27 protein-coding genes and 1 tRNA gene are annotated in these 26,157 nt (G+C 45.7%); 13 read left to right on the top strand and 15 right to left on the bottom strand.

The features are described from left to right. Window positions 1-128: 128 nt before the first annotated feature. Both clpA and A2621_03445 read right to left on the bottom strand, forming a co-directional pair. Window positions 129-2,462, bottom strand: coding sequence for an ATP-dependent Clp protease ATP-binding subunit ClpA (gene clpA, locus A2621_03450; GenBank protein OFW89915.1), 2,334 nt, complete (start codon window positions 2,460-2,462; stop codon window positions 129-131). A 12-nt stretch (window positions 2,463-2,474) separates the two neighbouring features. After that, window positions 2,475-2,747: a hypothetical protein gene (locus A2621_03445; protein OFW89914.1), complete on the bottom strand. Its 273-nt coding sequence runs from the start codon at window positions 2,745-2,747 to the stop codon at window positions 2,475-2,477. A 165-nt stretch (window positions 2,748-2,912) separates the two neighbouring features. Between A2621_03445 and A2621_03440 the strand changes: the two genes are divergently transcribed. Genes A2621_03440 through A2621_03425 form a run of 4 tightly spaced genes read left to right on the top strand, consistent with a single transcriptional unit; the run spans window position 2,913 to window position 6,070 of the window. Then, window positions 2,913-4,007: a hypothetical protein gene (locus tag A2621_03440; GenBank protein OFW89913.1), complete on the top strand. Its 1,095-nt coding sequence runs from the start codon at window positions 2,913-2,915 to the stop codon at window positions 4,005-4,007. Window positions 4,008-4,051: 44 nt separating this feature from the next. Further along, the gene (locus A2621_03435) at window positions 4,052-4,342 is read left to right on the top strand and encodes a hypothetical protein (protein OFW89912.1); all 291 of its coding nucleotides are present in this window, start codon (window positions 4,052-4,054) and stop codon (window positions 4,340-4,342) included. 15 nt (window positions 4,343-4,357) lie between these two features. After that, window positions 4,358-5,272 (top strand): hypothetical protein, encoded by a 915-nt coding sequence (locus A2621_03430; protein ID OFW89911.1) that lies wholly within the window; start codon window positions 4,358-4,360, stop codon window positions 5,270-5,272. A gap of 6 nt (window positions 5,273-5,278) precedes the next feature. Next, window positions 5,279-6,070, top strand: a complete 792-nt coding sequence (locus A2621_03425) for a class D beta-lactamase (protein OFW89910.1) — start codon at window positions 5,279-5,281, stop codon at window positions 6,068-6,070. A gap of 5 nt (window positions 6,071-6,075) precedes the next feature. On the opposite strand, the gene A2621_03420 is transcribed toward A2621_03425, so the two are convergent. After that, window positions 6,076-8,124, bottom strand: coding sequence for a hypothetical protein (locus tag A2621_03420; GenBank protein OFW89909.1), 2,049 nt, complete (start codon window positions 8,122-8,124; stop codon window positions 6,076-6,078). An 81-nt stretch (window positions 8,125-8,205) separates the two neighbouring features. On the opposite strand from A2621_03420, the gene A2621_03415 reads away from it, so the two are divergent. The 3 genes from A2621_03415 to A2621_03405 all read left to right on the top strand — a co-directional run bounded on the left by A2621_03415 (window position 8,206) and on the right by A2621_03405 (window position 9,736). Then, on the top strand, window positions 8,206-8,655 hold the full coding sequence (locus A2621_03415; GenBank protein OFW89908.1) for a hypothetical protein: 450 nt from the start codon (window positions 8,206-8,208) through the stop codon (window positions 8,653-8,655). Further along, window positions 8,652-9,230 (top strand): hypothetical protein, encoded by a 579-nt coding sequence (locus A2621_03410; protein ID OFW89907.1) that lies wholly within the window; start codon window positions 8,652-8,654, stop codon window positions 9,228-9,230. The genes A2621_03415 and A2621_03410 overlap by 4 nt, the downstream gene beginning before the upstream one ends. Window positions 9,231-9,397: 167 nt before the next feature. Further along, entirely contained in the window at window positions 9,398-9,736 is a 339-nt protein-coding gene (locus A2621_03405; GenBank protein OFW89906.1) for a tRNA-binding protein, read from the top strand. A gap of 63 nt (window positions 9,737-9,799) precedes the next feature. Here A2621_03405 and A2621_03400 read toward each other — a convergent pair whose 3' ends face one another. From A2621_03400 to A2621_03350, 11 genes are all read right to left on the bottom strand, one after another. Further along, window positions 9,800-10,918, bottom strand: a complete 1,119-nt coding sequence (locus A2621_03400) for a rod shape-determining protein RodA (protein OFW89905.1) — start codon at window positions 10,916-10,918, stop codon at window positions 9,800-9,802. Next, a complete protein-coding gene (locus tag A2621_03395; GenBank protein ID OFW89904.1) occupies window positions 10,908-12,776 on the bottom strand; it encodes a penicillin-binding protein 2 in 1,869 nt (622 codons plus the stop codon). The genes A2621_03400 and A2621_03395 overlap by 11 nt, the downstream gene beginning before the upstream one ends. Beyond that, the gene (locus tag A2621_03390) at window positions 12,773-13,276 is read right to left on the bottom strand and encodes a hypothetical protein (GenBank protein OFW89903.1); all 504 of its coding nucleotides are present in this window, start codon (window positions 13,274-13,276) and stop codon (window positions 12,773-12,775) included. The genes A2621_03395 and A2621_03390 overlap by 4 nt, the downstream gene beginning before the upstream one ends. A 2-nt stretch (window positions 13,277-13,278) precedes the next feature. After that, window positions 13,279-14,163, bottom strand: a complete 885-nt coding sequence (locus tag A2621_03385; GenBank protein OFW89902.1) for a rod shape-determining protein MreC — start codon at window positions 14,161-14,163, stop codon at window positions 13,279-13,281. 30 nt (window positions 14,164-14,193) lie between these two features. Next, a complete protein-coding gene (locus A2621_03380; protein OFW90134.1) occupies window positions 14,194-15,231 on the bottom strand; it encodes a rod shape-determining protein in 1,038 nt (345 codons plus the stop codon). 85 nt (window positions 15,232-15,316) lie between these two features. Continuing rightward, on the bottom strand, window positions 15,317-15,529 hold the full coding sequence (locus A2621_03375; protein ID OFW89901.1) for a hypothetical protein: 213 nt from the start codon (window positions 15,527-15,529) through the stop codon (window positions 15,317-15,319). A gap of 92 nt (window positions 15,530-15,621) precedes the next feature. Continuing rightward, window positions 15,622-16,068: a 30S ribosomal protein S9 gene (locus A2621_03370; protein ID OFW89900.1), complete on the bottom strand. Its 447-nt coding sequence runs from the start codon at window positions 16,066-16,068 to the stop codon at window positions 15,622-15,624. 3 nt (window positions 16,069-16,071) lie between these two features. Further along, window positions 16,072-16,533, bottom strand: a complete 462-nt coding sequence (locus tag A2621_03365; protein ID OFW89899.1) for a 50S ribosomal protein L13 — start codon at window positions 16,531-16,533, stop codon at window positions 16,072-16,074. 98 nt (window positions 16,534-16,631) lie between these two features. After that, window positions 16,632-16,943, bottom strand: a complete 312-nt coding sequence (locus tag A2621_03360; protein OFW89898.1) for a hypothetical protein — start codon at window positions 16,941-16,943, stop codon at window positions 16,632-16,634. 20 nt (window positions 16,944-16,963) lie between these two features. After that, window positions 16,964-17,040, bottom strand: a tRNA-Pro gene (locus A2621_03355). A gap of 43 nt (window positions 17,041-17,083) precedes the next feature. Next, the gene (locus A2621_03350; protein OFW89897.1) at window positions 17,084-17,407 is read right to left on the bottom strand and encodes a hypothetical protein; all 324 of its coding nucleotides are present in this window, start codon (window positions 17,405-17,407) and stop codon (window positions 17,084-17,086) included. Window positions 17,408-17,636: 229 nt separating this feature from the next. Here A2621_03350 and A2621_03345 point away from each other — a divergent pair, with 229 nt between their 5' ends. Further along, window positions 17,637-18,950, top strand: coding sequence for a hypothetical protein (locus A2621_03345; GenBank protein ID OFW89896.1), 1,314 nt, complete (start codon window positions 17,637-17,639; stop codon window positions 18,948-18,950). Window positions 18,951-18,984: 34 nt separating this feature from the next. Here A2621_03345 and A2621_03340 read toward each other — a convergent pair whose 3' ends face one another. Next, window positions 18,985-19,968: an ADP-glyceromanno-heptose 6-epimerase gene (locus A2621_03340; GenBank protein ID OFW89895.1), complete on the bottom strand. Its 984-nt coding sequence runs from the start codon at window positions 19,966-19,968 to the stop codon at window positions 18,985-18,987. A gap of 122 nt (window positions 19,969-20,090) precedes the next feature. On the opposite strand from A2621_03340, the gene A2621_03335 reads away from it, so the two are divergent. The 5 genes from A2621_03335 (at window position 20,091) to A2621_03315 (ending at window position 26,092) form a co-directional block, all read left to right on the top strand. Then, window positions 20,091-21,413 (top strand): hypothetical protein, encoded by a 1,323-nt coding sequence (locus tag A2621_03335; protein OFW90133.1) that lies wholly within the window; start codon window positions 20,091-20,093, stop codon window positions 21,411-21,413. 73 nt (window positions 21,414-21,486) lie between these two features. Further along, complete coding sequence (locus A2621_03330; protein OFW89894.1) at window positions 21,487-22,380, top strand: UTP--glucose-1-phosphate uridylyltransferase; 894 nt, start codon at window positions 21,487-21,489, stop codon at window positions 22,378-22,380. Further along, on the top strand, window positions 22,377-23,705 hold the full coding sequence (locus tag A2621_03325; protein OFW89893.1) for a UDP-glucose 6-dehydrogenase: 1,329 nt from the start codon (window positions 22,377-22,379) through the stop codon (window positions 23,703-23,705). Before A2621_03330 ends, A2621_03325 begins: the two co-directional genes overlap by 4 nt. After that, window positions 23,702-25,090 (top strand): phosphomannomutase, encoded by a 1,389-nt coding sequence (locus tag A2621_03320; protein OFW89892.1) that lies wholly within the window; start codon window positions 23,702-23,704, stop codon window positions 25,088-25,090. Before A2621_03325 ends, A2621_03320 begins: the two co-directional genes overlap by 4 nt. Window positions 25,091-25,168: 78 nt before the next feature. Beyond that, window positions 25,169-26,092 carry a hypothetical protein gene (locus A2621_03315; GenBank protein ID OFW89891.1) on the top strand — a complete coding sequence of 308 codons (924 nt, stop codon included), beginning with the start codon at window positions 25,169-25,171 and terminating at the stop codon, window positions 26,090-26,092. The last annotated feature ends 65 nt before the right edge of the window (window positions 26,093-26,157 follow it).

Here is a 26,157-nt window from a genome sequence, read left to right as displayed (position 1 = left end):
TGCCCTTAATTCTAGGGGGATATTTCATGATTTTACAAGACAAAAGAACCCAGAAATATGAAGTCTCTAACTGTTTGTAGAGTTTAAACCAAAATAAAGAAGAGCAAAAGCGCCCCCTCTTCTCTCTCCTACTTCCGTTTATAGCTTACTTGGGCTTTGCTAATTTCGCTGAGCTCAAGGGCTTTTTCTTTCTTCTTTGTTTGGGAACAAATCTTGAAATATTCAAGAACAAGCTGGTCTTTTTTCACCGACACTTCCACCGTGCCGCCCTTTTGCAATTTCCCAAACAAGATTTGGTCAGCCAGTGGCTTCTTCACATACTCATCAATGGTGCGGGCCAAGGGGCGAGCACCATAGACCGGATCAAACCCATGGTCACGTAACCATCTTTTGCCTTCTTTGGAGATGGCCAAATTAATGTCGCGATCATCCAATTGTTTTTTAAGTTCGTTCAGAAACTTATCCACGATCTTTTCCATAATATCTGAAGTTAGAGAGGCAAAGGGGATGATGGCATCCAAACGGTTGCGGAATTCGGGCGAGAAAATGCGTTGAATAGCGGACTCATCTTCCCCCTCCCGTTTCTCGTTGCCAAACCCAACCCCATGCTTGGAAAGTTCTGTCGCCCCGGCATTGGTGGTCATCACCAAGATCACGTTGCGATAGTTTACCGAATTGCCATGGTGATCGGTTACAATACCGTAATCCATTAATTGCAGCAGCACATTGTAAATGTCACTGTGAGCCTTTTCAATTTCGTCTAGCAAGATAATACAGTGGGGTGTCTTGCTCACAGAATCTGTTAAGGCACCGCCCTGTTCGAACCCAACGTATCCTGGAGGAGCTCCGATCAGCTTTGAAATACTGTGCTTTTCCATGTACTCCGACATGTCAAAACGAATGAGTGGCATCCCAAGGGTGGCGCTCAGTTGTTTACATATTTCTGTTTTACCAACGCCTGTAGGTCCGGAGAATAAGTAACATCCAATGGGTTTCTCAGGGCTTCGGAGGCCTGATCGCGATAGCTTAATGGAGTGCACCAAGGCGCTGGCAGCGACATCCTGGCCAAACACGAACGTTTTAAGTTCTTTTTCTAAGTTCTTCAAAACTTTTCGATCATCTTGGGATACTTGTTTTGGTGGAATGGCGGCCATGCGGGCTACCACTTCTTCCACGTCTTTGCAGGTAATGGACAACGTTTTTGTGTCACTATCGGCTTCCAGGCGTTTTTTAGCGCCGGCTTCATCCAAAATATCGATGGCTTTGTCGGGTAGCCGTCGGTCCATGAGGTGACGAACGGAAAGCTCAACCGCCGCTTGGATGGTGTCGTCTTTATACTTTACATTATGGTAGGTTTCGAGGTTTTCTTTGAGCCCATCTAGAATCACGATGCTTTCTGAGACGGAAGGTTCGTTAATTTCTACTTTTTGGAACCGTCTTAACAAGCCGGAATCTTTCTCTAGATGTGTTTTATATTCTTTAAAGGTGGTGGCAGCGATACAGCGCACCTTCCCATGCAAAAGCACTGGCTTCAGCATATTGGAGGTATCCATGGAGCCTCCTTGAACCGAGCCTGTTCCGACCATGATGTGTGCTTCGTCGATGAAAAGGATGGCTTTGTCTTCCTCTTCTAATCCTTTCAAAATCCCTTTGAAACGTTCTTCGAAATCGCCTCGGAATCTAGTACCGGCTACGAGTCCTGCCATATCAAGCGCAAATACTTTTGCATTCTGAAGCGCAGGAGGGACATCTCCTCTGGCAATTTTAAGGGCAAGCCCTTCGATCAGAGCCGTTTTTCCAACGCCAGCATCCCCCAAAAGCAAAGGATTATTCTTTTCCTTGCGGCAGAGAATATGGATGATACGTTGAATGGGTTCCTCGCGCCCAATGACGGGTTCAATTTCTCCGTTGAGAGCCATTTTGTTGAGGTTGGTACAAAATTTTTCCACAATACCTGGGTCAGCATCTGCCGTGGTCACATCACTCGGTGTTTCCGTATGGTGGGGCGATTCTTGGGGGACTTCTTTTTTCTGTCGGGAGTTTTTCTTGCTCATTTCGGCAAGATGATTCAAAAGATCTACACGGGTGATGTGTTGCTTCTCCATAACGTGGACGGCGTACGATTCATTCTCGCTAAACAAAGAAATAAGGAGATGAATGGCATTGATTTCTTCATTATCCGCCTGAAGGGAAGCCCGTTGCAGAACGCGTTGAAATCCGATGGTGACACGTGTCTCAATGGGGGCAGATCCTGGCAAGGCCAGGTCTTGTTCCTTGAGATAGTCTACGAGTTCTTTGCGGACTTTATCAATTTTAACATCACTTTCTTTAAAGGCTTCCGCTGCATCTTCATCGTCAAGCAATGCCATCAAAAGATGCTCTAAAGTGGTATATTCATGGCGATTTATCTTGGCAAACTCGATCGCCTTTTGCAAAGTGGTTTCCAGTCTACTTGAAATCATGGTCGCTCCCTTTTATGCTTTCTCCATGCGGCATTGCAGAGGAAACTCTTGGCGCCGGGCCCATTCTACAGCTTCAGCTGATTTTGTTTCCGCAATTTCTAACGAGTAAGTGCCACAAATGGCTTCTCCCTTAGTATGAGCATCTGCAATAATGCGTAATACTTCCTTTTCTTTTTTGCGGAATAAGGTAACCAAAATTTCTGCGATGAAATCAGTTGGTGTTCTATCATCCCCCAGTAAGATCACATGATAGCAAGACGGATTTTTTTTTGTTTTTTTTGTCATTGTGCTTCCCTGTTCTTATGCTTTTATCATATAACAAGTAGTTTGAAGGATTCAATAAAAATAATTGTTTACCCGGATTCAAAAGACCTTGCAGAAATAAATGAGATGTTTTCTAATGAATATTAGGAAAACATAAAATATAAAGAATTAGAGACAGACTATTTCATGAAAAGACGTGTATCAATTTTACTTTTTTTCTTTTTTCCTACGCTTTTGTTTTCTACCCCTTCCTCCATTTTGATTGATGCAAAGACAGGACAAGAGATTGTCTCCCACAACCCAGATCTGGTGCGTTATCCGGCCTCTTTGACAAAAATTATGACAGCTTACGTTGCCTTTGATCAGCTGAAGGCTGGGAAACTTTCTTTGGATGAGTGGATAACTATTACGCCCAACTCTGTGGCCAACATGCCCAACTTTAAACTGTACCACAAGCCAGGGGCTAGTATCACGGTGGATCAGGCTCTCCGAGCGATTATTATAAAATCAGCCAATGATGCAGCCATCGCCCTGGGCGAGCATATTGCGGGAAGTGAACAGGCTTTCGTAGCCATGATGAATAAGAAGGCGCGTGCAATCGGCTTAGAACACACACAATTTGATAATCCAGCTGGCCTTCCTCATCCAAGACAATTCAGTACTGCCCGTGATTTGGCAAAGCTAGCGCGCCATCTTTTAAAGGATCATCCCGAGTATGCCTATTTTTTCTCCACCCCCTATTTTTATTTCCACAATAGAAAATATAAAAACTCCAATAAACTTTTAGGAACTGTCCAGGGCGTTGACGGCATGAAAACGGGATATACGCAGGTTGCTCGTCATTGTTTAATCGCCTCTCAGAAACTAGAAGACCGACACGTCATTGGGGTGGTGATGGGAGAGTCGTCTTTTCATCGTCGTGATTTGCTAATGGTTTACCTGCTTGAAAAACAAAGACCGACACTCGCACAGATTCGGGAAGCCGAGCGCAAAATTCACCATGTGCGTCAGGATTTAGGGGTAGTCCATTATTGGGCGGTGCAAACGGGGGCCTTCAGGACGCGTAAACAGGCCATCTCTTTTAATAAACAGTTAAAGAAAGAGCATCGCCACCTTTTCAAAAAACAGAACTTTTTTACGAGATTGGGGAATTCTGTGCGATTGAAAAGGAAGCAATACACCACGCGCGTCGGTCGGTTTGCCTCAAAAACAGAAGCCCAGAAGCTGTGTAATTCCATGAAGAAAAAATCTTTATCATGTGTGGTTGTAAAAAACAAATGAGAACGCTAAGATTAGGCGTATGCTTGAATGGAAGGGGATAAAGAATGTTCAGGTATGTTTTTGTATTTATGATAATGGGGGTTTTCCTAAGTCTTGCCACACCTGATATAGCCGAAACTGTGGATGCGGAGCCTCCTGCTGTTCCTGCTCCTACACCCACACCAGATGTTACTTCTCAAGCGGAGCCAGAAAGCGCTGCGACTGATGAAGAAGACAGTGGTGAGCCTTCTTTAGAGGAACCTAGCACAGGAGAATCAACTTCTTTTGAGGCGGGACAACCCCCTGTCACGGAAGATTCTTTAGAAGAAGAAGACACAGATTCTCAATCTGCTTAAGCTTTCAAGGTATTTATGACGACGTTTAATTCAATACTGGATGTGATTGGTAATACACCTTTGGTAAAAATACCCTTGCCGTGTGCGGCCTCTGTGTATGCCAAAATGGAATATATGAATCCGGCTGGCAGCATCAAAGATCGCTCGGCGCTTTATATGGTGCAACAGGCTGAAAATCAAGGAAAGCTTAAGCGGGGGGGCGTGATTGTGGAGCCCTCTTCGGGAAACATGGGCATTGCCCTTGCCATGATTGGGCGACTGAAAGGATATCGGGTGATCATTACCCTCTCTGATAAAACGGCTCAGCAAAAGATTGATACCCTCAAGGCCTATGGTGCAGAAGTGGTGATTTGCCCAATGGTCACGGATCAGAAGGATCCCCGAGGATATTATAAGCAAGCACACAAAATCGCCAAAGAGACAGGTGCTTACATGCCCGACCAGTTTCACAATCCAGACAATGCCCTGGCCCATTATTATGGGATTGGTCCTGAGATTTGGCGGGAAACCCAGGGCAAAGTCACCCATTTTGTCGCAGCAGCTGGAACGGCGGGCACAGTCTCGGGGGCCGGACGTTTTTTGAAGGAACAAAACAAGAATATTAAAATCTATGCGGTGGATCCAGAAACATCGTTTCATTCCACCAAAGGATCCCCTCGCCCGTATGCCGTGGAAGCCTTTGGCATTGATGCCCCTAGCGATCTCATCGACTTTTCGGTGATTGATGATGTGATTCCCGTGGCAGACGCGGACGTTTTTGAGATGACCCGTACTCTTTGCCACACCTATGGGCATTTGGTGGGATTCAGCTCAGGCGCGGCGGCTTTGGGTGTGATGAAGATTGCTAACACTCTGACAGAAAAAGATGTGGTGGTATTTCCTCTTTGCGATTCTGGTAAGCCGTATTTGCACAAATTATTCGGGAAATAACCTTCCATGAAATTTTTTCTTTTCTTTTTCTTGAGTGTATTGCTCTGCGGGGTTCAAGGATTCTCAGAGACGAAATGTTTTCTTCTCTCTGAGAAGGGCTATATTCTAAAGCAAGAGGGAAATTGTAAAGAGCGTCATGCCCCCTGCTCTACCTTTAAAATTCCCATCAGTTTAATGGGATACAATGACGGCATTCTCATCGATGCGGTGACGCCTGAATGGCCGTTTAAACAAAGATATGCTGATTGGTATGAAATTTGGAAAAGGCCTCAAAATCCCACCAGCTGGATAAAAAATACGTGTGTTTGGTATTCCCAACTGATTACACAAAAAATCGGTTTGCGAAAGTTCAAAGCCTACCTTGCCCAGTTTGACTATGGCAATCAGGATGTTTCAGGAGATAAAGGTAAAAACAATGGCCTCACAGAGTCGTGGCTTTCAAGCTCTCTGAAAATTTCGGGATTGGAGCAATTGGCTTTTCTGGAAAAGCTTCTCAATGATAAATTACCGGTGAGTGCGAAAGCGCAAAGATTAACGCGTCACCTTCTTTTCGTTGAGGATCTCGCCCCTGGCTGGAAGCTTTACGAAAAAACGGGGAGTGGGCGTGTACCAAAGCCGGATGGGTCTCAGGGCGACTTAAAGATGGGTTGGTTTATCGGCTGGATTCAAAAGGGTGACCGGAAGGTTCTGTTTGTGCATTACATCGAAGATGATAAGAAAATGGAAGACAGCGGCGGCTCACGGGCAAAAGAAATCGCCAAGAAGAAGCTGCTGGAGTTTGTTCAGTCTACAGAATAGGGATCCTACCGTGCACGCATCATGCGATTAGGATGCCGGTAAAATATATGGCTGCCGTGGGACGCGATCTCTTCATCCACAAGAAATGTGGGTACGGCCCCCTCGCCTTTGACAATCTGCCCTTTCGGTGCCACCAACACGTCGCTCTTTTCCCTAAGCCAGGCCACATCTTCCGCCGTTTTCTCATAGCCAATGGTCAGGTCTTCCAATGTCACCAAAAAACTTTTTCCCTGCCAGATAATAGGTGGCATCAAGGGATGGGCTTTTTTCTGCTTGAGGGCATGCACGTGATTCGGGGGGATGCCCACATATCCTGACCATACGGTGGCTAGAAACGTATCCGTTCGAGGTGACGACAGAAACAAATGATTTTGATGCACAATGCCAATATTTTTACCCCCCTCTGCAATGAACAGAATGGGTGTTGGTTTGGGAAAAAGAAAGGTGTATCCTACGGCAAGTACCAACAGTCCTACTCCGTTCCATCTGACTTTTCCGGTGAACAAACACAAAATCAGTCCCCCAAAAACAGTCAGCGCAAAGGCCGCCCTGGAAAACCCGGGCAGATAAAGGAGGGAGCCTGGTAGATTAGAGAACACCTCCGCAATATGGATCATCAACGCGAGGCCTTTGCCTAAGAAAAAAACACAGACTTGCTCGCCCAATGGCCACCAGGAGAGGCCAATGAACCCCAAACACAAGGGCATCACCCAAAGGCTCAACAGCGGAATCATCAACAAATTGCTGCTGATGGATTGCAGGGTGAATTTGTAAAAGTGATAAATGGTAAAGGGAAGTGTGGCGATTGACGCCACCACGCTCGAGAACAGAATGCCCACGCCATAGACTAAAAATTTATGAATGCGGGATTTGTTGTAGGTTTGAATCTGAACGCTTTCGTAAAAGGCGATGAGCCCCACCACGGCGGCAAAGGAAAGCTGAAAGCTGGGGGTAAACAGAACTTCTGGCGAGATCAACAGAATGCAGGTGGCGGCCACAGCAACGAGTCTCATGGAGAGCGGATTCCGATCAATCAAGATGGCGAGCATCATGAGCCCAAAGGAAATGAAGGCCCGTTGGGTGGGGACCCGACACCCGGAGAGATATAAATACCCCAATGCGCCCACAAGGGCCAAGACAGCCGCAATCTTCTTGGCAGGAATGCGCAGGATCAAGGGGGGGCAGAACCCCACTAAAAACCGCGTGAGGGCCAACAGGAGTCCTCCAATGAGGCTAAGATGTAGCCCGGAGATGGCCAAAATGTGAGCCGTGCCTGAGTCCGCAAAAGCTGTTCGCACCTCCTTCGAGAGACTCGCCGTATCACCGGTGATGAGGGCGGCGGCCATGGCGCCTTCTTGCCCCGGCAGATGTTTGAGAAATTTTTGGGTGAGGGTCAGACGATAATGGTCGAGAAGCGCAAAGAAAGAGTTCTTCTGGGGATGTGTTACCCGGTGGATGTACACCACATATCCTTGGGCGCCAATTTGTTTGAAAACAGCCTGCCGCCTGAAATCATACCCACCCGGGACGAGGGGGCCCTGGAGGCATTCTAATTTCGCTTTGAGTTCTATAAAATCCCCAGGGTGTAAGACTTTCTCCTTTTCTCTTTTGGCGCGGTAAATCAGCTGAATCTTCTTCGGCGGGTTTTGAATCACTTTTTGAATGTGCTCCACAGAGAGAATCAGCTTCTTTTGATTAACACCTTGGGATATGTCCACAATCGTCCCCCTCACCCAGACAGGGTCTTCCAGGGAGGTGTTCAAGATTGGGGTGGTGGCAACAAGAGTTCGAATGTGACTGGCCATAAAGCCCAGGCTGATACAGAAGAGGCCCAGGAGGAGGATGCGGAGTTTGAAAAACGTTGAGAAAAGAACCGTCAACGCCGCACTGAGGAGACCTATCCCTCCTATTAAAAACCAGGAAACGTGACAAAAAGGGGTAAAAGAAAAGTAGGCCAAAATACCCACCCCAATGCCAACGGGTACCCAAAGAATGAACCGTTCTCTTTGTTCATGAAAGAAATGATCTAGCGTATCGTTCAGAAAGAGCACCATCTACCCCCACCCTAACTTTTTTCATTTCTTTAACAAGGGAAAACACGTATATTTTAAGTTGAAATTTAATGGAGGATTCAAATGAAGAATGCGGCGATCAACGGACTGTCTCAGTGCTTGGCTGAAACCTACACCTTGTATTTAAACACACAGAAATGCCATTGGAATGTGGAAGGACCTGATTTTCCAGCACTTCACTTGATGTTTGAAAAGCAGTATGAAATTTTGGCAGACTATGCGGATGTGTTGGCCGAGAGAATTCGCGGGCTTGGCGCCTATGCCCCCGGCAGTTTTAAAGAGTTTGAGGATCTTTCCAATGTACCCCAAGTGGAGGAACTCGGAATTCCCTCCGAAAAAATGATTAAAATTTTGCTGAGCGGGTATGATATCTTGATTGACTCTATGCAGAAAACCATGAAGGTGGCGGAAAAAATGACAGATGTGGGCACGGCAGATATTTTGCTGGGGCAGATTGAGCAGCATCAAAAAACCATATGGATGCTGAAAAGTACGCTTAAGGATCCTACATGATCGAAAGCCGAGAGTGGCTGCGGGCAAAGCTCACCAGGTATGGACAGCATTGTCAAAATGATCCTCTCCAGCTGGAAGCCACAAACAGAATCAGAACATTCGTAGATCAAAATGAGGATTGTTTTTGTCGATCTCATCTTTCCGGCCATGTCACAGGCTCTGCGTGGATCGTGAATGAAACCATGGAAGCGGCCTTATTGGTGCATCATCGCAAGCTGGGACTATGGCTGCAGCTGGGAGGGCATGCAGAGGGAGATAGTCACATTCTAAATGTGGCTTTGCGGGAGGCCCAGGAAGAGTCTGGCATTCTGGCGCTTAAAGTCTTATCCAATGACATCTTTGATGTGGATGTGCACCTCATCCTCGCGCGGCAGTCCGTGCCAGAACATTTTCATTATGATATTCGTTTTCTGTTGCAGGCTCCTTCCGATGCTGCTTTAAAGATAAATCCGCGAGAATCCTTGGCGTTGGCGTGGGTGCCTTTAGAGGAGATTATTCAAAACCCTCTCTATGAAAGTGTTCAAAGGATGGCCAAGAAAAGTAAAAAACTGGCCTCCTCTGGTTTTCACTCTTGACACCCCCGTATTTCCTTCCTGCCACCCCCGCGCAGGCGGGGGCCCAGGAAATGATTCAGTCAAGAAAATTGTAAAGAGAAGAACTGGATTCCCGCCTTCGCGGAAATGACATGAAGTGACGGGAAATGGTCGAGGGAGTGACATCAAACAAATTTTAAGGAAAAACAATGAATATCATTAGTTGTGAAGAGTTCGAAAAAGTTGAATTACGGTCTGGTGTGGTGATAAAAGTGGAAGATTTTCCACGAGCCAAAAAGCCTGCCTATAAAGTATGGGTGGATTTTGGGCCGGCCATCGGCATCAAACAAACCTCTGCCCAAGTGACTGTCCATTATACGCCAGAGAGCCTCATGGGTCGTCTCGTGGTGGGATGCATTAACCTGGCTCCTCGGAACATTGCGGGCTTTATGTCCGAGTTCTTGTTGGTGGGGTTCGCTGATGAAACAGGAGCCGTGTGTCTGGTGACAGCAGAGCCTGCTGTGCCCAAAGGACAGAAGTTATTTTAGGCTTTTGAAAATCATTCTCAGAATTTGGGGCTATCCTTATCAGAGAACTCCGTCCTGGGAATTTTAATACTTCGATACCTTTGTCTTGTGGTTCACGTCCGTATTCAGCAAAAGCCCAAACCCAATCATGATGGTAATCATGGAGGACCCTCCATAAGACACCATGGGAAGGGGAACCCCCACCACGGGCACCAACCCCATGACCATGGCGATATTAATGCTTACATAAATAAAGATGGTCATCATGATACCAAGACTAACCAGCTGTCCAAACTTACTGCGATTTTTTAAGATAATCTTATAGCATTGAACAATCAGCAAGGCATAAAGGAACAGAAGTGAAAGTGATCCAAACAGGCCAAACTCTTCTGAAAAAAGTGTAAAAATAAAATCCGTTTGTTTTTCGGGCAGGAAGTTAAGGTATCCTTGTGTGCCATGAAAGTATCCTTTGCCAAAAAGGCCTCCCGAACCAATGGCAATCTTTGATTGTAGAATATGATACCCTGTGCCGTGAGGGTCTTTTTCAGGACTGAGAAACGTTAAAATTCTATTTTTTTGGTGAAATTTCAACAAAAAATTCCAAGCAAAGGGAATGGCCGCTAAAAATAGAATGGACAACCCGGCAAAATAATAAATGTGGGCACCTGCGGCAAAAAATAAGGAAAATCCAATCATTGCGATAAGCAGGGCCGTTCCCAGATCTGGCTGCTTCAAAACCAAGGCTGTGGGTAACAGAATCATTAAGAGGGGCAAAATCAATTGGGAAGGTTTGTAAATGTCATCCGATGAATAGCGATGAAAATACGCCGCAACAGCAAGCACGAGAGATACTTTGAGGAACTCGGAGGGCTGCAGTTTAAAGAAATATAAATCCAGCCAACTCTGAGCCCCCTTCCCCACCATGCCGGCGGCTTCTACTAAAAGGAGAAGAGCAAACGTTATGCCATAAATAAAATAGGCTTTTTTAAACCACCATTCCAAATCTGTGCTGGCAATAAAAAGCATGAGCCCAAACCCCACCATAAAACGAACAATCTGCGGCAGAGCCCAGGGCAGAAGAGACCCCCCTCCCGCTGAGTACTGCATCAAGAATCCAATGATGGCTAAGAGTGTAATAAGAGCAATCACGGGTAAGTTTAGGCTTCGGAGACGATCCACCGGGGATAAAAAATCACTGTACATGAGGGCTTCCTGTTTTAGGTGTCAGGGGAGAGGTCTCCTGTTTGAGGAGTTCTTTGCGGTCCATAATCTGCTGTGTTTTATATAAGATGTCTCGTGCTTTAGGAGCCCCAAACACACTTCCCCACCCTTCGTGCTCCCCAATCACAGCAACGGCATAACGGGGGTTATCGACGGGGGCATACCCAATGAATTCAGCCGTATCCCGTAAGTGCCAAGGAAGGGCACTGGATTGTCTGACACCCTCCAGCCGTTCTTGCATACTGATGCGTCGGACTTGGGCGGTGGACGTTTTACCTCCCATTTTATATTTTTCTTCCGTGATGCGGGCTCTATATGACGTGCCTTTGGGGTCATTTACCCCCTCAGAGAGGCCATTCAACACAAATTGAATGTGATTAGGGTTAAGATCAAGCGACTCTTTTCCCGACGCCTCAGCCTCTGGTTTCTGCAATTTAAGATGGGGACGAATTTTATACCCTCCATTGGCCAGTTGAGCCATCATGGTAACCATTTGAAGGGGGGTCATCAATACATATCCTTGCCCGATGGCGGTTAGAACGGAGTCTCCCGCATACCAGGGTTCTTTTTTGACTTTTCTTTTCCATTCAGGGGTGGCAATAAATCCTTCTTGCTCTCCCTCTAAGTCAATACCCGTTTTTTGATGAACACCTAGTTTTTGGGCAATTTTCAAAACATTTTCTATTTTGAGACGTCGCATCATTTGATAAAAATACACGTCACAAGATTGGGCCAGAGCCTGGGCGAGATTAACCGCTCCATGCCCGTGATGTTGCCAACAGTGGAACCGATGCTTGCCCAACATCATAAAGCCAGGGCAAGAAATTTTTTCTTCAGGGCTAATACCTGCTTCGAGAATGGCCAAAGCAATCACTACTTTGAAGGCAGAACCCGGGCTATACTGACCGGAGATAACTTTGTTGATCATGGGGGCATAGGGGCTGTTAACCAATTGTTTCCACGGTTCGTGGGCAATGCCATTAAAGAACAAAGATGGTGTATATCCGGGGGAAGAGACCATGGATAAAACTTCCCCTGTATGCACATCTAAAACAATGGCGGCGGCACTTTTGTAAGGGGCGAGCAGATTGCTTACATAATCTTGGAGTTCTTTGTCAAGGGTTAAATAAAAGTTGTTGCCTGACTTTGGGGCAGTGTTTTTGAGTTCGCGGATGATGCGACCTCTTGCATTAACTTCTATGGACCGTTGACCAATTTCTCCCCGAATTTCTTGTTCGTAATACCCCTCGATGCCATTCTTGCCAATTTTGGCCCCAGGCATCATAAAGAGCTTATTTTTTTCCGCTTCCTTACGGCTCGGGGAGGAAATGTACCCAATCACGTGAGACGCATGGTCATTCAAAAGATAATCTCGCGCCCGACCTTCTTCCGTATAAATGCCCGGGAATTCGGTATTATGTAGTTCAAGCTTGGCCACTTGATCCCAGTTGAGATTGGTTTTAAGGGATAAAGGAATGAATCGGGGCTGGATTTTTGCTTTTTTAAGAATGGCATTTTTTTCTTCCGAACTGAGGTTCAGAATGGAAGTCATGGTCTCTAAAGCCTTGGAAAGGTCTCCGCATTCTTGAGGCACAATCAAAGCGTTATAGCTTTTTATATTCTTCACAATGGGATCTCCCCATCGATCTAGAATATACCCGCGCGGTGCAAAGTTTACCCGAATGCGGGTACGATTTTCTTCCGCTAATGTTTTGTATTCGTCAGAGTATAAAACCTGTAAAATGAAAAGGCGAATAACGATGACAAACACCACAAAAACTTGAAACCATCCAATGTACGTAAGTCGCTGAAAAAAAGAAGATTGGCCATGAGGAATCATGAGGACCTTCTTTCTTTCATCAACCAATGAAGACCATATTTTATGCACGGGTAGAAGACAAACATAAGGCCATTTTCCACTAAGTGTCTCCAGGAGAACACAAAACGTTGATGAATAAGGGAAAGCATAAGAATTTGAAAGATGGTCAGTGACCCCACGGCGACGGAGAGAATGTTCCACTCGAGATCCGGATCTTTTGAATAATGCTCTTGATAAAAGGAGATCGATCCATAGAGCAGAATAAAGGTTAGCGTGTTTTCACCTAGAAAGGACCCTCCCATGAGGTCAACCAAAAGTCCAAAAAGGAAAACCAGCGTAAAGGATAAATAGTGGTTAAAAAAGAAACACCAAAAATAGAGAGTTAAAAAGAAAAAATTAGGTTGGAGGGGCACCAAATGAAAAAAATTAAACTGATCAATACAGGCCGCAATTAAAAGAGATCCAATAATTTTGAGCTTTATAAAAAAGACATTTTTTGCGACGTCCGAAAAAATAATCATGGCTATTCAACCTTTGAAGAAAATTCCCCAAGTTTATAGCTAAGGACGTGAACAAAAGATAAGGAATCTAAATTCGCATAAGGTTTTACGGTGGCTTCACCGTCAGAAAAGGAATCCACCACACCCACGGGGATGCCCGAGGGGAACACACCCCCTTTCCCAGAGGTTTCCACTGTGTCCCCTTTCTTCAACTCCACATTGTAGGGCAAGTATTTTAGAAGAGGTTTGTCTGTATTGTCTCCGATTAAAATGGCGTGGTGATTCGAGGGTTTCACAATAACGGGAATGTGCGAGTTTAAGTCCGTGATTAAAAGACCCCGGGTTAAGGTGGGGGAAGACTCAATGGTGCGTCCCACAAGGCCATCACTGGTAATGAGCGCTTTTTGAGGCTCAATTCCTTGCTGTTGTCCAGCTTCGAGCAGAATACTTTTTACAAAAGGTTTCCCTGGATAAGAAATGACGGGGACTGTTTTAAATTGACGTTCATGGCTCTTAACCACATGCAAAATCTGGCGAAGCTCTGCATTCTCAGCTTTAAGGGTTTGGTAATAAGCTTCCCGATCCTTTAATTGCTGATTTTCTTTTTTGAGGGCTTGTAAGTGGTCATACGCGAAAATCCAGTCCCCCACTTTTTCTCTGGCGTCTTTTATCCCTTCAGAAGGGGCATTTGACAGCTTTGCGATGGGATGCATCATCTCCATTAAAAAGAGACGCGTTTTTTGGGCAAAAACATGGCTTGAAATAGAAATGATCAGGATAAAAAGAGCTACAAAGCATAGAAATAAAAATAGAATCAGCTGGCGATACGCATGAAAAGTAGAATTAACCTGTTTTAAAAACGGTTTTCTAACATAAAATTTGGATGCTCCATTTTTGTCTAAGCTCAAGAGGCCCCCTCCTCTAGGTTAGTGCGCGGATTATACCTCTGAAACCAACACATCCTTTAATACGTCCATATGCTCTAAGGCATATCCCGTGCCTAAGACAACGCAAGAGAGCGGATCTTCGGCCACAGATACAGGTAAGTGTGTTTCTTTTCTTAAAACTTTATCTAAATCTCTCAGCAAAGCGCCTCCGCCCGTGAGCATAATGCCCTTATCAACAATATCAGAAGATAATTCTGGAGGAGTATTTTCAAGGGCCATTCTGACGGCATCCACAATGGCCGCCACAGGTTCTGCTAAACTTTCTGCCACATCTTTTGAGCGGATCGTGATTTCTTTAGGGATACCATTCATCAGATCTCGGCCTTTGACTTTCATTTCTTTTTCTTGAGAGGGCTTTAACGAGGCGGATCCGATTTCTTTTTTAATGCGTTCAGCGCTGGATTCCCCGATCAAAAGATTATAGTTGCGCCGCACATACGAGATGATGGCTTGGTCCATTTTGTCTCCGCCTACGCGGATTGACTTGGCGTAAACAATGCCGCCGAGAGAGATGATGGCAACTTCGGTGGTGCCTCCGCCGATATCGACTACCATGGAACCCGTTGGTTCAGTGACAGGCAGGCCAGAGCCAATGGCAGCGGCCATGCTTTCTTCGATGAGAAACACAGAGCGAGCCCCGGCACTTTCAGCGGATTCTTGGATAGCCCGGCGTTCAACGGCTGTGGAGCCAGAGGGAACACAAATAATAATTTGAGGACGGGCAAGCATGATACGATTGTGAATTTTGCGAATAAAATGTTTAATCATTTCTTCCGCCACATCAAAATCGGCGATCACGCCGTCTTGCAAAGGTCGGATAGCTTGGATGTGCCCGGGCGTTCTACCCACCATCATTTTGGCTTCTTCACCCACGGCTAAAACTTGTTTTTTACCCCCGATTGTGGAAACGGCCACCACGGACGGTTCATCGAGAACAACGCCTTTTCCTTTGACATAGACAAGGGTGTTGGCGGTGCCCAAGTCAATGGCCATATCGGAAGACATAAAACGAAAAAATCTTGAAATAATAGACATGGAATACTCTAAAAATTATAGCTTAAATTAATTTATACCCAATATAGGCAAAAAGGAAGAGCAATTTTCTAATGCACATTCAACTATCTGATTTGAGAAAATACTGTACCATATCCGGGTAATATTTTTTCGATTCTGTTTGAGGGGCAGAGTCTCCTGCGGAGGATTCAACGTGTCTTGTTGGAGTTTTTTCCCCGTCGCACGTTGCGGCTGAAGAATCCTCCTCCATGGCGGCGTGACCAAGGCTCAGTGTGACGATTGCTCCTAAGACTATTATTTTAAATCCATTCATCTGGGTTTCTCCGTGTCATATGAAATAAAAAAAAGGCTTCTTAATTTTAAGGGCACCCCAAATAGAGGATCCAGGGGTAGCCTATCATAAAATTAACGCTTCGAGAATTGGAAACGACGACGTGCTTTGGCGCGACCGTATTTTTTACGTTCCACCACACGACTGTCTCGCGTCAGAAATCCATTGGACTTCAACAAAGAGTGTAGATCAGGTTCGTAGCTTGCCAAGGCCCGGCTGATACCGTGACGCAAGGCCCCGGCTTGACCAGACAATCCGCCCCCCATGATGGTGCAGATAATGTCGTATTGGCCAGCGCGTTGGGCAACGGAGAAGGGCTGATTGATAATCATTCGTAAAGCGGGGCGAGCAAAATAAGACTCCCAATCCCGATTGTTTACCGATACTTTTCCAGAGCCTGGTTTAATCCAAACGCGGGCAACGGCGTCTTTCCGACGGCCGGTGGCATAAGTTTTTAAGGTCTTTGCAGGCTTTGCGACGGTGGCCTTTAGTTCTGCTGTCTTTTTTATGATAACTGCCATTCGTTAAGTCCTCTTATTTTTTCTGTTCATGGAAGCAACGTCCAAGGTTTGTGGTTGCTGAGCCTCATGCGGATGGGTAGATCCAGCATAGACGTGCAAATTTTTCATTTGAGCGCGCGCTAGGGGCCCACGCGCAATCATGCGTTCCACGGCCTTAATCAGGACGCGTTCAGGATACTTGCCATCCAGGATCTTGTCCATGGTCCGCTCTTTGATCCCGCCTGGATGACCTGTATGCCAATAGAAGACTTTGTCAGTCAACTTCTTGCCGGTGAACACAACCTTATCGGCATTGATCACCACGATGTTGTCGCCACAGTCCATATGGGGGGTGAATTCAGGTTTATGCTTGCCGCGCAACCGATTAGCGATAATACAGGCAAGACGTCCAACAACCAGACCAGACGCATCGATGAGGTGCCAGTCTTTCTGGATCTCGGATTGTTTCAGTGAGAATGTTTTCATTTATCGTATCCATTTATTAGTAAGTACAGGGATTTTTAGATCATTTAAGGCTAAAAAGCAAGAGATAATTTAAGAAAAAGAGAGCGGTATAAAAATACCTACGCCATGGACTGAATAGCCCACTCTAAGAAAGGAGGGTGAACTTGAATTGATTTCCAGGAGAGAATACATGGACATTCGTAAGGATGTACTTTTGAAATTTCTTCTTCTACTGTTTTCATTTTGTCTGGGGTTGTTTTTAAAAATAAGAGGTGCTCGGTTTCGTTTTTTAAATTGCCTTCCCAGACGTAAAAAGATTTGCTAGCGGGTGTAAGGTTTGCACAAGCAATGAGTTTGTTATTTAGCAGATGTTTGGCAATTTTCTCACCAGATTTTTCATCGGGGACGGTGGTATATACAAGGTAGAACACGACAGTTTCCTTCAGACGAATGGTCGGAACGGCGGGATTTGAACCCACGACCTCTACACCCCCAGTGTAGCGCGCTACCGGGCTGCGCTACGCTCCGACTTCCGAGGAACTATACACAAAAAACTTTCCAGGACAAAAGATTATTTGTACTGCTGGGTGTTTCTTTTTTTAATGGACATATCAACGCGGTCTTTCATCAGGCGAGAAAGGCGGAAGCCAGTCACACGACGAGCAGAGATTTTTGCTTCTTCAAGCGTTTTGGGATTGCGACCAATCCGTTCTTTTTTCTGGCGTGAGAAGAAAACCCCAAACAACGGTAATTTTACTTCTTCATCTTCTTTTAAAACTTCTGTGATTTCATCTAAGACACAATCAATGGAATTAAGAGACTGAGATCTTGTGAGTCCAAGCCTCTTTCTCAAAGCATCACTAATCTGTGCGCGAGTAACGGTTTCGTTCTTCATCGGAAATAACTCCCTACCATTCATGTTAATATATAAAACGTATTTTCAAACAAGTTACCGTGCTATGCGATTGTGGTCAATAGCTTCCCGCAAATTTTGTATACATTTTTGATAAAATACATCAAAAAATTAGGGATATTTTTCAGGCTGTGAATTATTTTTTCATTAAGATCAAGAAGGTACTTGTTTTTTTACAATAAATACTTATATAGAACTTAGGAAGGCATAATTGAAAAGTTCGTTGTATTTAAATATATATAAAGGATATGAAAAAATGAAAAAAATTATTTTTTTGATCGCGGGAATGTTCAGTTTTTTCTCTGTTGAAACTTCTTTTTCGGCAACGGCAGGGAGTGTCATTGAGGAAGCTGACTATGTCTCTAAAGGGCATTATTTCCCCAGAATTTCTGAAGACACTATCGGTGCCTTGTCTCAAACTGTTTATGATTTACCCGAATCACCAGCTGTAAAAGAATTTAGAGAAAATATCCTCCCCCATCTCCTTCTAACCCGCTTAGAGGAAAATGAATCCTATCCCTTGTTTAAAAAATATTTGGCGCGGGAAACTTATGTTCAGATTCGCACACACTATATAGAAACACTTGACTTGGAAACAGAGGAAGGAAAGCAACAAAGGTCTGTGCTGTACACTCCTTGTACAGTATTTTCAGAATTTGCAGGATCTGTTGAGGACTATATTGGGTACCTCCTGTCTTCACAGGCGTTGTTCAAGACAGAACCAGCCACACGTGAGGCTTTCTTGTCATCCTACAGAGAAACACTTGATAAAACAACAAAGCGCTATAATGATGCCTTGCGTGAAGTCGGGCCTGAAAATAACTCTCTCCTGCGTCATTTCATTGATACACAGATTTTGTTTCCTGCAGAAGGAAGAACGCCCGAAACTTTGGCCTTTTGGAAAACAATGAAAGACTCTCGTCTTATCGACACGATCATCCCAGATGATCTTGCTGGTTGGACATATAATGCAAGAGTGGCAACACGCCAGGCTTTGTCTTTTCTTAGGCATCCCCACATCCTAACACTTGGATGTGGATCCACGGTTTGGCATCAGCCTGACCATGATGCGCTCAGCGCCTTCAGAGAAACCAGGCTTCTCCCAAGCGCGATAAATAATTGCTTAACATGTGGAGATGCACACGTAGGGGAATTAACCGTTGCGTTGCCAATAGAGGGAGCAACGAAAGGGTATGACCCCTCCTCCCATGCCATGGTTCGGGCTGATGTTCTTGATCCAGATTTTTGGGCGGGCCTTGGAGGTCACCAGTTTCATGTCATTAAAGAGCACACACGAACGTTTGATAACAATGAAATCAGACTTCCAGAAGACCGAATCAGAGCCTTTGTAGATAATGTGGACACACATTTGATCCCGGGTGGATTGGTTGAAATCCTAACAGAACCTAGGGATCCTACAGAAACAGGTTTTGTAGGTTCTGCTTTCTATGACAAAGGGTATACTTTGCATGAGATTGTTCCAATGAACGAGAATACCGCAAAGTTAATTTTTCAAAAAAGATAAACAAGGAAACTTACTTATAGAAGACTCGTATTCCTTAAAGATACGGGTCTTCTTTCATGAGGAAAGACTGCACGTAGTCTTTAACCCCCTCTTCCAAACTGTATGACGGCGTAAAGCCCGCCGCTGATAACTTGGTTTGGTCTGATTCCGTAAAGTTCTGATACGTCTTTTTCAATGCATCGGGCATCTCTACATACTCAATCTTGGGCTTTTTGGTGAGCGCCGCATAAACCGCTTTCACCAGATCATCAAAGGAGCGCGCCTTGCCCGTACCTATATTATAGAGCCCATTTAACTGCGGATTTTCGTAAAACCACATCATGGCATTCACACAGTCTTTCACATAAATAAAGTCGCGCAATTGGCCTCCATCTTTATATTTGGGGGAATTTGACTTAAAAAGTTTGACAGGGTCTCCTTTTTGAATGGTGTCAAAAGCTTGGGAGACCACACTTCTTTGACCTCCTTTGTGATATTCATTGGGTCCATAAACGTTAAAAAACTTGAGGCCCACACATTGCTTGGGTTTCTCAACCTCTGAGGTGGAAAGACGTGCCATCCATCGATCAAACAAGTCTTTGCTCCACCCATACGCATTCATGGGGTGCAGCTTGGCTAGAAATGCGGGAGTTTCTCCATCCACAAAGCCGGCCTCCCCCGCCCCGTACGTGGCCGCCGAGGAGGCGTAGATCAATCTTTTTTTATGGGTTCCACACCACGACCATAAGGATTGGGACAGCCGGAGATTGTTGGCAATAATGGCGTCAGCATCTTTTTCTGTGGTGGTGGAGAGGGCACCCATATGGAAAATGGTGTCAATTCGGCTAGCGTTTTGAGCCAGAAAAGGAAAAAGTTCGTGGGGCAGGATAATGGTGCCGAGTTCTCTTTTAGAAATATTGCGCCACTTATTATCTGTTCCCAAGACATCACAGACAACGGTATCTTTGCATCCTTTGTCTTCCAATGCTTTCAGGATATTCGAGCCAATAAAACCGGCACCGCCTGTGACTATATGCATGCTGTCAACTTTCCAAAGTTTATCTTTTACGGTTGTATCATATTCTTGATTTCGAGAGGAGATTGAATTTTAAAAATATTTATGCCAGGATGCTCAAAATAATTTATTGAGGGACTTTCATGATTAAAACCGTTGCTTCTTTTTTTGATAATCTTATGAGGAAATATACGCCAGACCCTTTTATCTTGGCCTTGTTTCTCTCGGCGGTCGTCTTTGGTTTAGGATACACTTTAACCCCCAGTTCTATGGGGAATATGCTAGTTTACTGGGGGGATGGGTTTTGGTCCTTGATGCCCTTTACCATGCAGATGGCCATGGTTTTTGTGGGAGGGTACATTCTGGCTACCACCCCCATTGTGAGCTCCCTGTTGAAAAAAGTGGCCAAAAAAATCTCTTCTCCTCACCAGGCTGTCTTTGTGGTCTCCCTCATTTCTTGTGCGGGATGTCTTGTTAATTGGGGATTCGGTCTCGTGATTGCGAGTTTACTCTGCCGGGAAATCATTAAGGTGGTACCTCAGGCCAACTTTCGGCTCATGGTGGCCAGTGCGTACGGAGGGTTTTTGTTGTTTCACGGTGGACTCTCGGCCTCCATTCCTCTGATCGTGGCGACTCCGGGAAACTTTAGTGAGGCCTTAATCGGGGGATTGATCCCCATTCAAGACACACTTTTGTCGCCTTTGAATCTCTTTTTATCCTGGACTTTATTAATCTTGATGCCCACGGTAAATTGGTATGTCAGCCGATCGGAAGGGATGCAAAAAACCAAGTATAAAATCACAGACGAGGAAGATTTTATTGCCGATCCTGACGAGATCGAGCATCGAGGTCCGGCGGAAAAATTAGAATTAAGTCGTTCCATCGGCTTGATTGCGGGAGGTATTGGTCTTCTCTATGTGGGGATTAAGATTGCCCATGGGACCTTTTCGCTCGAGCTGAATAATGTCTGTTTCCTTCTTTTGTTCTTGGCGCTCTTTTTGCACAAAAATATCCGTGTCTTTTTGGGGGCGGTGAACGATGCGGCGAAACGCGTCGGTCCTATTTTGCTTCAATTTCCCTTTTATGCGGGGATTACGGGTATTTTAAAGGGGTCTAACCTGGCGAGTGTGATTGCGCAGTTTTTTGCCAAAGCGGCAACGCCGGAAACGTTTGATATCATCAGCTTTTATGTGGCGGGATTTCTCACCCTCTTTGTGCCCTCTGGAGGGGGATTGTGGGTCATCGAAGCACCCATTGTGATTGAAGCGGCCAAAGCCTTGGGCACCAGCATTCCAAAGGCTTGTATGGCGGTGGCGTGGGGAGACGCTTGGACCCACATGATCCAACCCTTTTGGGCTCTGCCCGTTCTGGCTATTGCTGGCCTAAAGCTGCGGGATATCATGGGGTATTGCGTGATTATGCTGTTGGTGTCAGGGGTTGTGATCTCGGCTGCCTTTTTGATTTTTTAAATCAAGGCCTCACTTCGGCTTTCCTCTCTGCTCTCTTTTGTGTAGGATAGGGGTACGCAAGGATGATGACACAATGACTGTACAAAAAATTCGCCCTAAAATTCGTAAGGCTGTCTTTCCAGCCGCCGGACTCGGAACCCGCTTCCTGCCCGCGACGAAATCTATTCCCAAAGAAATGCTGACGGTCATAGATCGACCCGTGATTCAATATGCCGTGGAAGAAGCGAAAGCCGCGGGGATTGAGGAATTTATTTTCGTGACGGGACGCGGCAAAAGTGCTCTGGAAGATTTCTTTGATTACTCCTATGAACTCAATGCAACCCTCATGAAACGAGGAAATAAGGGGGATTTAGAAGTGGTCAATAGCGTGGTGCTTGATCCTGGAAAGGTGGTCTATACGCGGCAGCAAGATCCGCTGGGGTTGGGACATGCCGTTTGGTGTGCGCGAAACCTTATTAAAGATGAACCTTTTGCTATTTTATTGGCGGATGACTTGTTTCTTTCTAAAAAACCCTGCTTGAAACAAATGCTCGAGGTTTATGACAAAAGTCCCTCGAATATGGTCGCTCTCATGGAAGTTGATCCTGAAGAGTGTGTTCATTATGGCATGGTTAAAGTGGCAAGCACCACGGGAAATCTTTTAACTATCAATGGGTTTGTGGAAAAGCCGGAGCCTGCCCACTCTCCCTCTAACCTTGCAGTGATTGGGCGCTATCTGTTGCATCCAGAAATTTTCCAAGAGCTTGAATCTGTAAAAACAGGCAAAAATGGGGAAATCCAATTAACGGATGCTCTTTCAAACCTATTGAAAACTCAATCCTTCTTTGGGTTAAAATTTGAAGGAAGTCGGTTTGACTGCGGATCAAAAACAGGATTGCTTGAAGCGAACATTGCCTTTGCACTCAATAGAAAAGATATGCGGGAGAGTACATTAAAAATGTTGCAGGAATTAATGGCGCGTTCATGAAAATTTGTATGATTGGAACGGGGTATGTGGGGCTAGTCACGGGCACCTGTTTTGCAGAGCTAGGGTTTGACGTGACTTGTGTGGATATTGACCGGTCTAAAATAGAAGCCTTGGAAAAGGGAATCATCCCAATTTATGAGCCAGGCCTTGAAGATCTGGTTAAAAAAAACACAAAGGCAGGCCGTCTTAAGTTTTCTTCTAACATCAAAGAAATCGTTCCCCATTGTAGTGTGGTCTTTATCGCGGTGGGAACCCCCCCTTCTGAAACGGATGGACAGGCTGATCTGAAGTATGTGTTTGACGCAGCCAAAGATATTGCTTTGACCATGAAGGATTACACGGTAGTGGTGACCAAATCCACCGTGCCGGTGGATACGGCAAAGAAGCTGCAAGATCATATTAAAAAAATCAATCCTCAAGCTGATTTCGATGTGGTGTCTAACCCTGAATTTTTACGGGAAGGTTCGGCTATCGAGGATTTCATGAATCCGGATCGGGTGGTGGTGGGCGCTCGGACCTTGCGGGCGGAAACAGTGATGCGCAAGCTTTATAATCCTTTTTTCCTCCTGGGGACTCCTCTTATTTTTACATCGCCCGAATCCTCCGAGCTGATTAAATATGCCGCCAATAGTTTCCTTGCGACCAAAATAACCTTCATCAATCAGGTGGCGGATTTGTGCGAAGCGTGTGGTGCTGATATTTATGATGTGGCCAAAGGGATTGGGCTTGATCAACGTATTGGGAAAAGATTCCTGAACCCTGGCCCTGGATATGGAGGGTCTTGTTTTCCCAAAGATACTCTTGCTATGGCATGGACAGCACGGGAGTATGGAGCCCCCCTCACCATCATTGAGACGGTAATCAAAGCGAATGAAGAGCGCAAACAGTCCATGGCTGAAAAGATAAAAGAAGCGGTTGGGGGGAGCTTAAAGAACAAGAAGATTGCCATTTTAGGGGTGACCTTCAAACCGGATACGGATGACATGCGCGACAGTCCGAGTCTAACCATTATCCCAGCTCTCCAAAAGATGGGGGCGAGTATTGCGGCTTATGACCCCGCAGGTATGAAGAATGCAGCAGATATGCTCTCTCATGTAAAGTGGAAGGTTAATGCGTACGAAACGTTGAACGACGCCCATATTTTAGTGGTGCTGACGGAATGGAATGAGTTCCGGTATCTGAATTTGGAAGAGGTTAAAAAAAGAATGCGGGTGCCCTTGATTGTGGATTTGCGAAATATTTATCGCCCCGATGACATCGAAAAAGCAGGATTTGTCTATCACTCCATTGGTCGCCAAGCTGTGGTGCCAGTTGAAAAATCATGAGTCTCTCTACGCATCACTTTCACCCCTCCCTCCTCAGAGAATACGATATTCGTGGCCATTATGAAGAGGTGTTGCGCAATGAGGATGCCTGGGCGATTGGTCAGTGTTTTTCCCATTTTTTGGGGTCGAAATATGATAAAACCGTGGTGGTGTGCCGGGATGGGCGATTAAGTTCTCCCGTTTTAGAATCTTTTTTGGTTCAGGGGCTTCAAGAAGCTGGGGTCAATGTGATTCGCATTGGTGTGGGTCCTACCCCTCTTCTTTATTATGCAATTCAGGCTCTCCAAGCGGATGGGGGGATTATGATTACAGGCTCCCATAATCCGGCTTGGTATAATGGGTTTAAAATGACGCTTCGGGATCGACCTGTTTTTGGGCATGAGATTCGAAGCTTTCAAAACTTAACGCAGCTTATTCAGCCCAGTGCCTCGCCAGGGGCAGTGAAAGACGTGGATTTAATAGAAGCGTATATTCAGCGACTCTTAGAAGATTATAAGCCTAAAAAGCCATTGAAAGTGGTGTGGGATGCTGGAAATGGCGCCACCGGGGAAATTTTAGAGAGATTGGTTAAGAAACTCCCTGGCCAGCATACGGTGCTTTACGGCACCATTGATGGTACCTTTCCCCACCATCATCCCAATCCCGCAGATGAGTATACATTAAGAGACATAAAGAGAACATTATTGGAACAAAAAGCGGATCTAGGGATTGCCTTTGATGGAGATGGGGATCGGTTAGGTGTCATTGACAATCAGGGTGATATTGTGGGGCCAGAGGCTCTCCTGATGCTTTTTGCCCGAGATTTATTGAAAACCCACTTTGGGGCGACTATTATTTCTGGTGTGCAAACCAGTGACGCCGTGTTCGAGGATATCCGCGCGCAGGGGGGGAAGCCTCTTCTATGTAAAACAGGGCACTCTTTAATCAAACAAAAAATGAAAGAAACAGGTGCTTTGCTCGCGGGGGAAATGAGCGGCCATTTCTTTTTTGCCGACCATTATTATGGATTTGATGATGCACTTTATGCCGCCATTCGTTTGTTAAATATGGTTGAAGCCTTTGATTACTCTCTGGCTTTGGCCATGATTCCCCTCCCCTCTTATGCGGCAACGCCAGAAATGCGGATCCCCTGCGCTGATGACCGAAAGTTCGACGTGGTCAACGAGATCAAAGAACGCTTAGCTGAAATTGCCGAAGAGTCCTTCCTCGACGTGTCGGACTTGGATGGTGTGAGGGTCAGATCCCCAAAAGGCTGGTGGTTGGTCCGAGCCTCCAATACGGAAGATAGGTTGGTGTGTCGCTGTGAAGCGCGAAAAGAGGAGGATTTACCGGCCCTTGTTGATATGTTACGCGAACAGCTGAGGGTGTCAGGCGTTCGGGTTTAGGGGTTGCCCTGCCACTTTTGTCTTTACAAAGAGGAGAAATTCTCGAATACTTTGAGGTATAAACAGGGGTTCAGTTCAATGAAAAACCAAATCAAAATTTTTATCTGTCTTCTGGGTCTTTGGAGCCCTGTCTTTTCATCCGGTGCTCCTGCAGAAAGATCTTCTTCAGAAGGAGATTTTGAGAACGTATCTCCTGAAAATATCGGAAAAATGGAAGAGGAGGACGCTCGGGCACAAAGAGCCCTTTATGCTGAAAATAGGGAATACCGTGACAAACAAAGAAGATTGGCCAGAAAAGCGCGCCGTCTTGTCCGTCAACAAGAAAGATTGGATGAAGAAAAACGTAATCCCGGCTTTCGTGCCTTTTCAAAACGTACGTCTCGGCTCAGTTCTTTGACACAACATCTGAAAGAGACCAGTCACTTATCCTCTGATGAGGAGGAAGAATTAACGCCTTACTTAACTCATCAGAGAAAGAAGCATCACAGAAGATCTTCCTCGTCTGACTCTTCTGAATCCTCTTCGTCTGCCCGCGCGGAAAGTCCACCGGCAAGGACGGCTCGTCGTCCTTCTCCCTCTTCACCTGCTCGCCGCGCCGAAAGTCCCCGCGCAGAAGCGGCAGCCCCAAGACTTCTAAGACCTTTAGCACCCCCGCCTCCGCCACCACCCATGCCTGGATTTTTGGAAGGTCGCCGCCCTGCTGCCGCTACAGCGCCTACTAGCGCTGCTTCTGCCAGAAGGACTCTTCCTCCTCAACGACGCCCAGCCAGCCAACCGGGAGGTGTCCAAGAAGAGCTAGTAAGACGACTAGAAAGACGGCGGTCTGGTTCAGCTTTTGATGAAAAAGGTGAGCCCATTCAGCAACAGAAACCCACTGCTGATAAAGGCTCGATTGCGGCAGCCCTACAAGAGAAGTTCAAAACCTTAACATTTTCTGGAGCCTCAGGACGCCCCCCCGAAGAAGACAAATGGAGTGAGTCAGAAGAATCAGGAGAAGAATAGAGGAAAAGGATATTTTCCCTTTCGTTCATCATTCAGAGGAATAACCCTTCTTCTCGTCATTCAGA

The sequence above is a fragment of the Alphaproteobacteria bacterium RIFCSPHIGHO2_01_FULL_41_14 genome (assembly GCA_001767855.1).
Lineage (GTDB): Bacteria > Pseudomonadota > Alphaproteobacteria > UBA7879 > UBA5542 > 2-01-FULL-41-14.
This window is presented reverse-complemented; position numbering and strand designations above follow the sequence as displayed.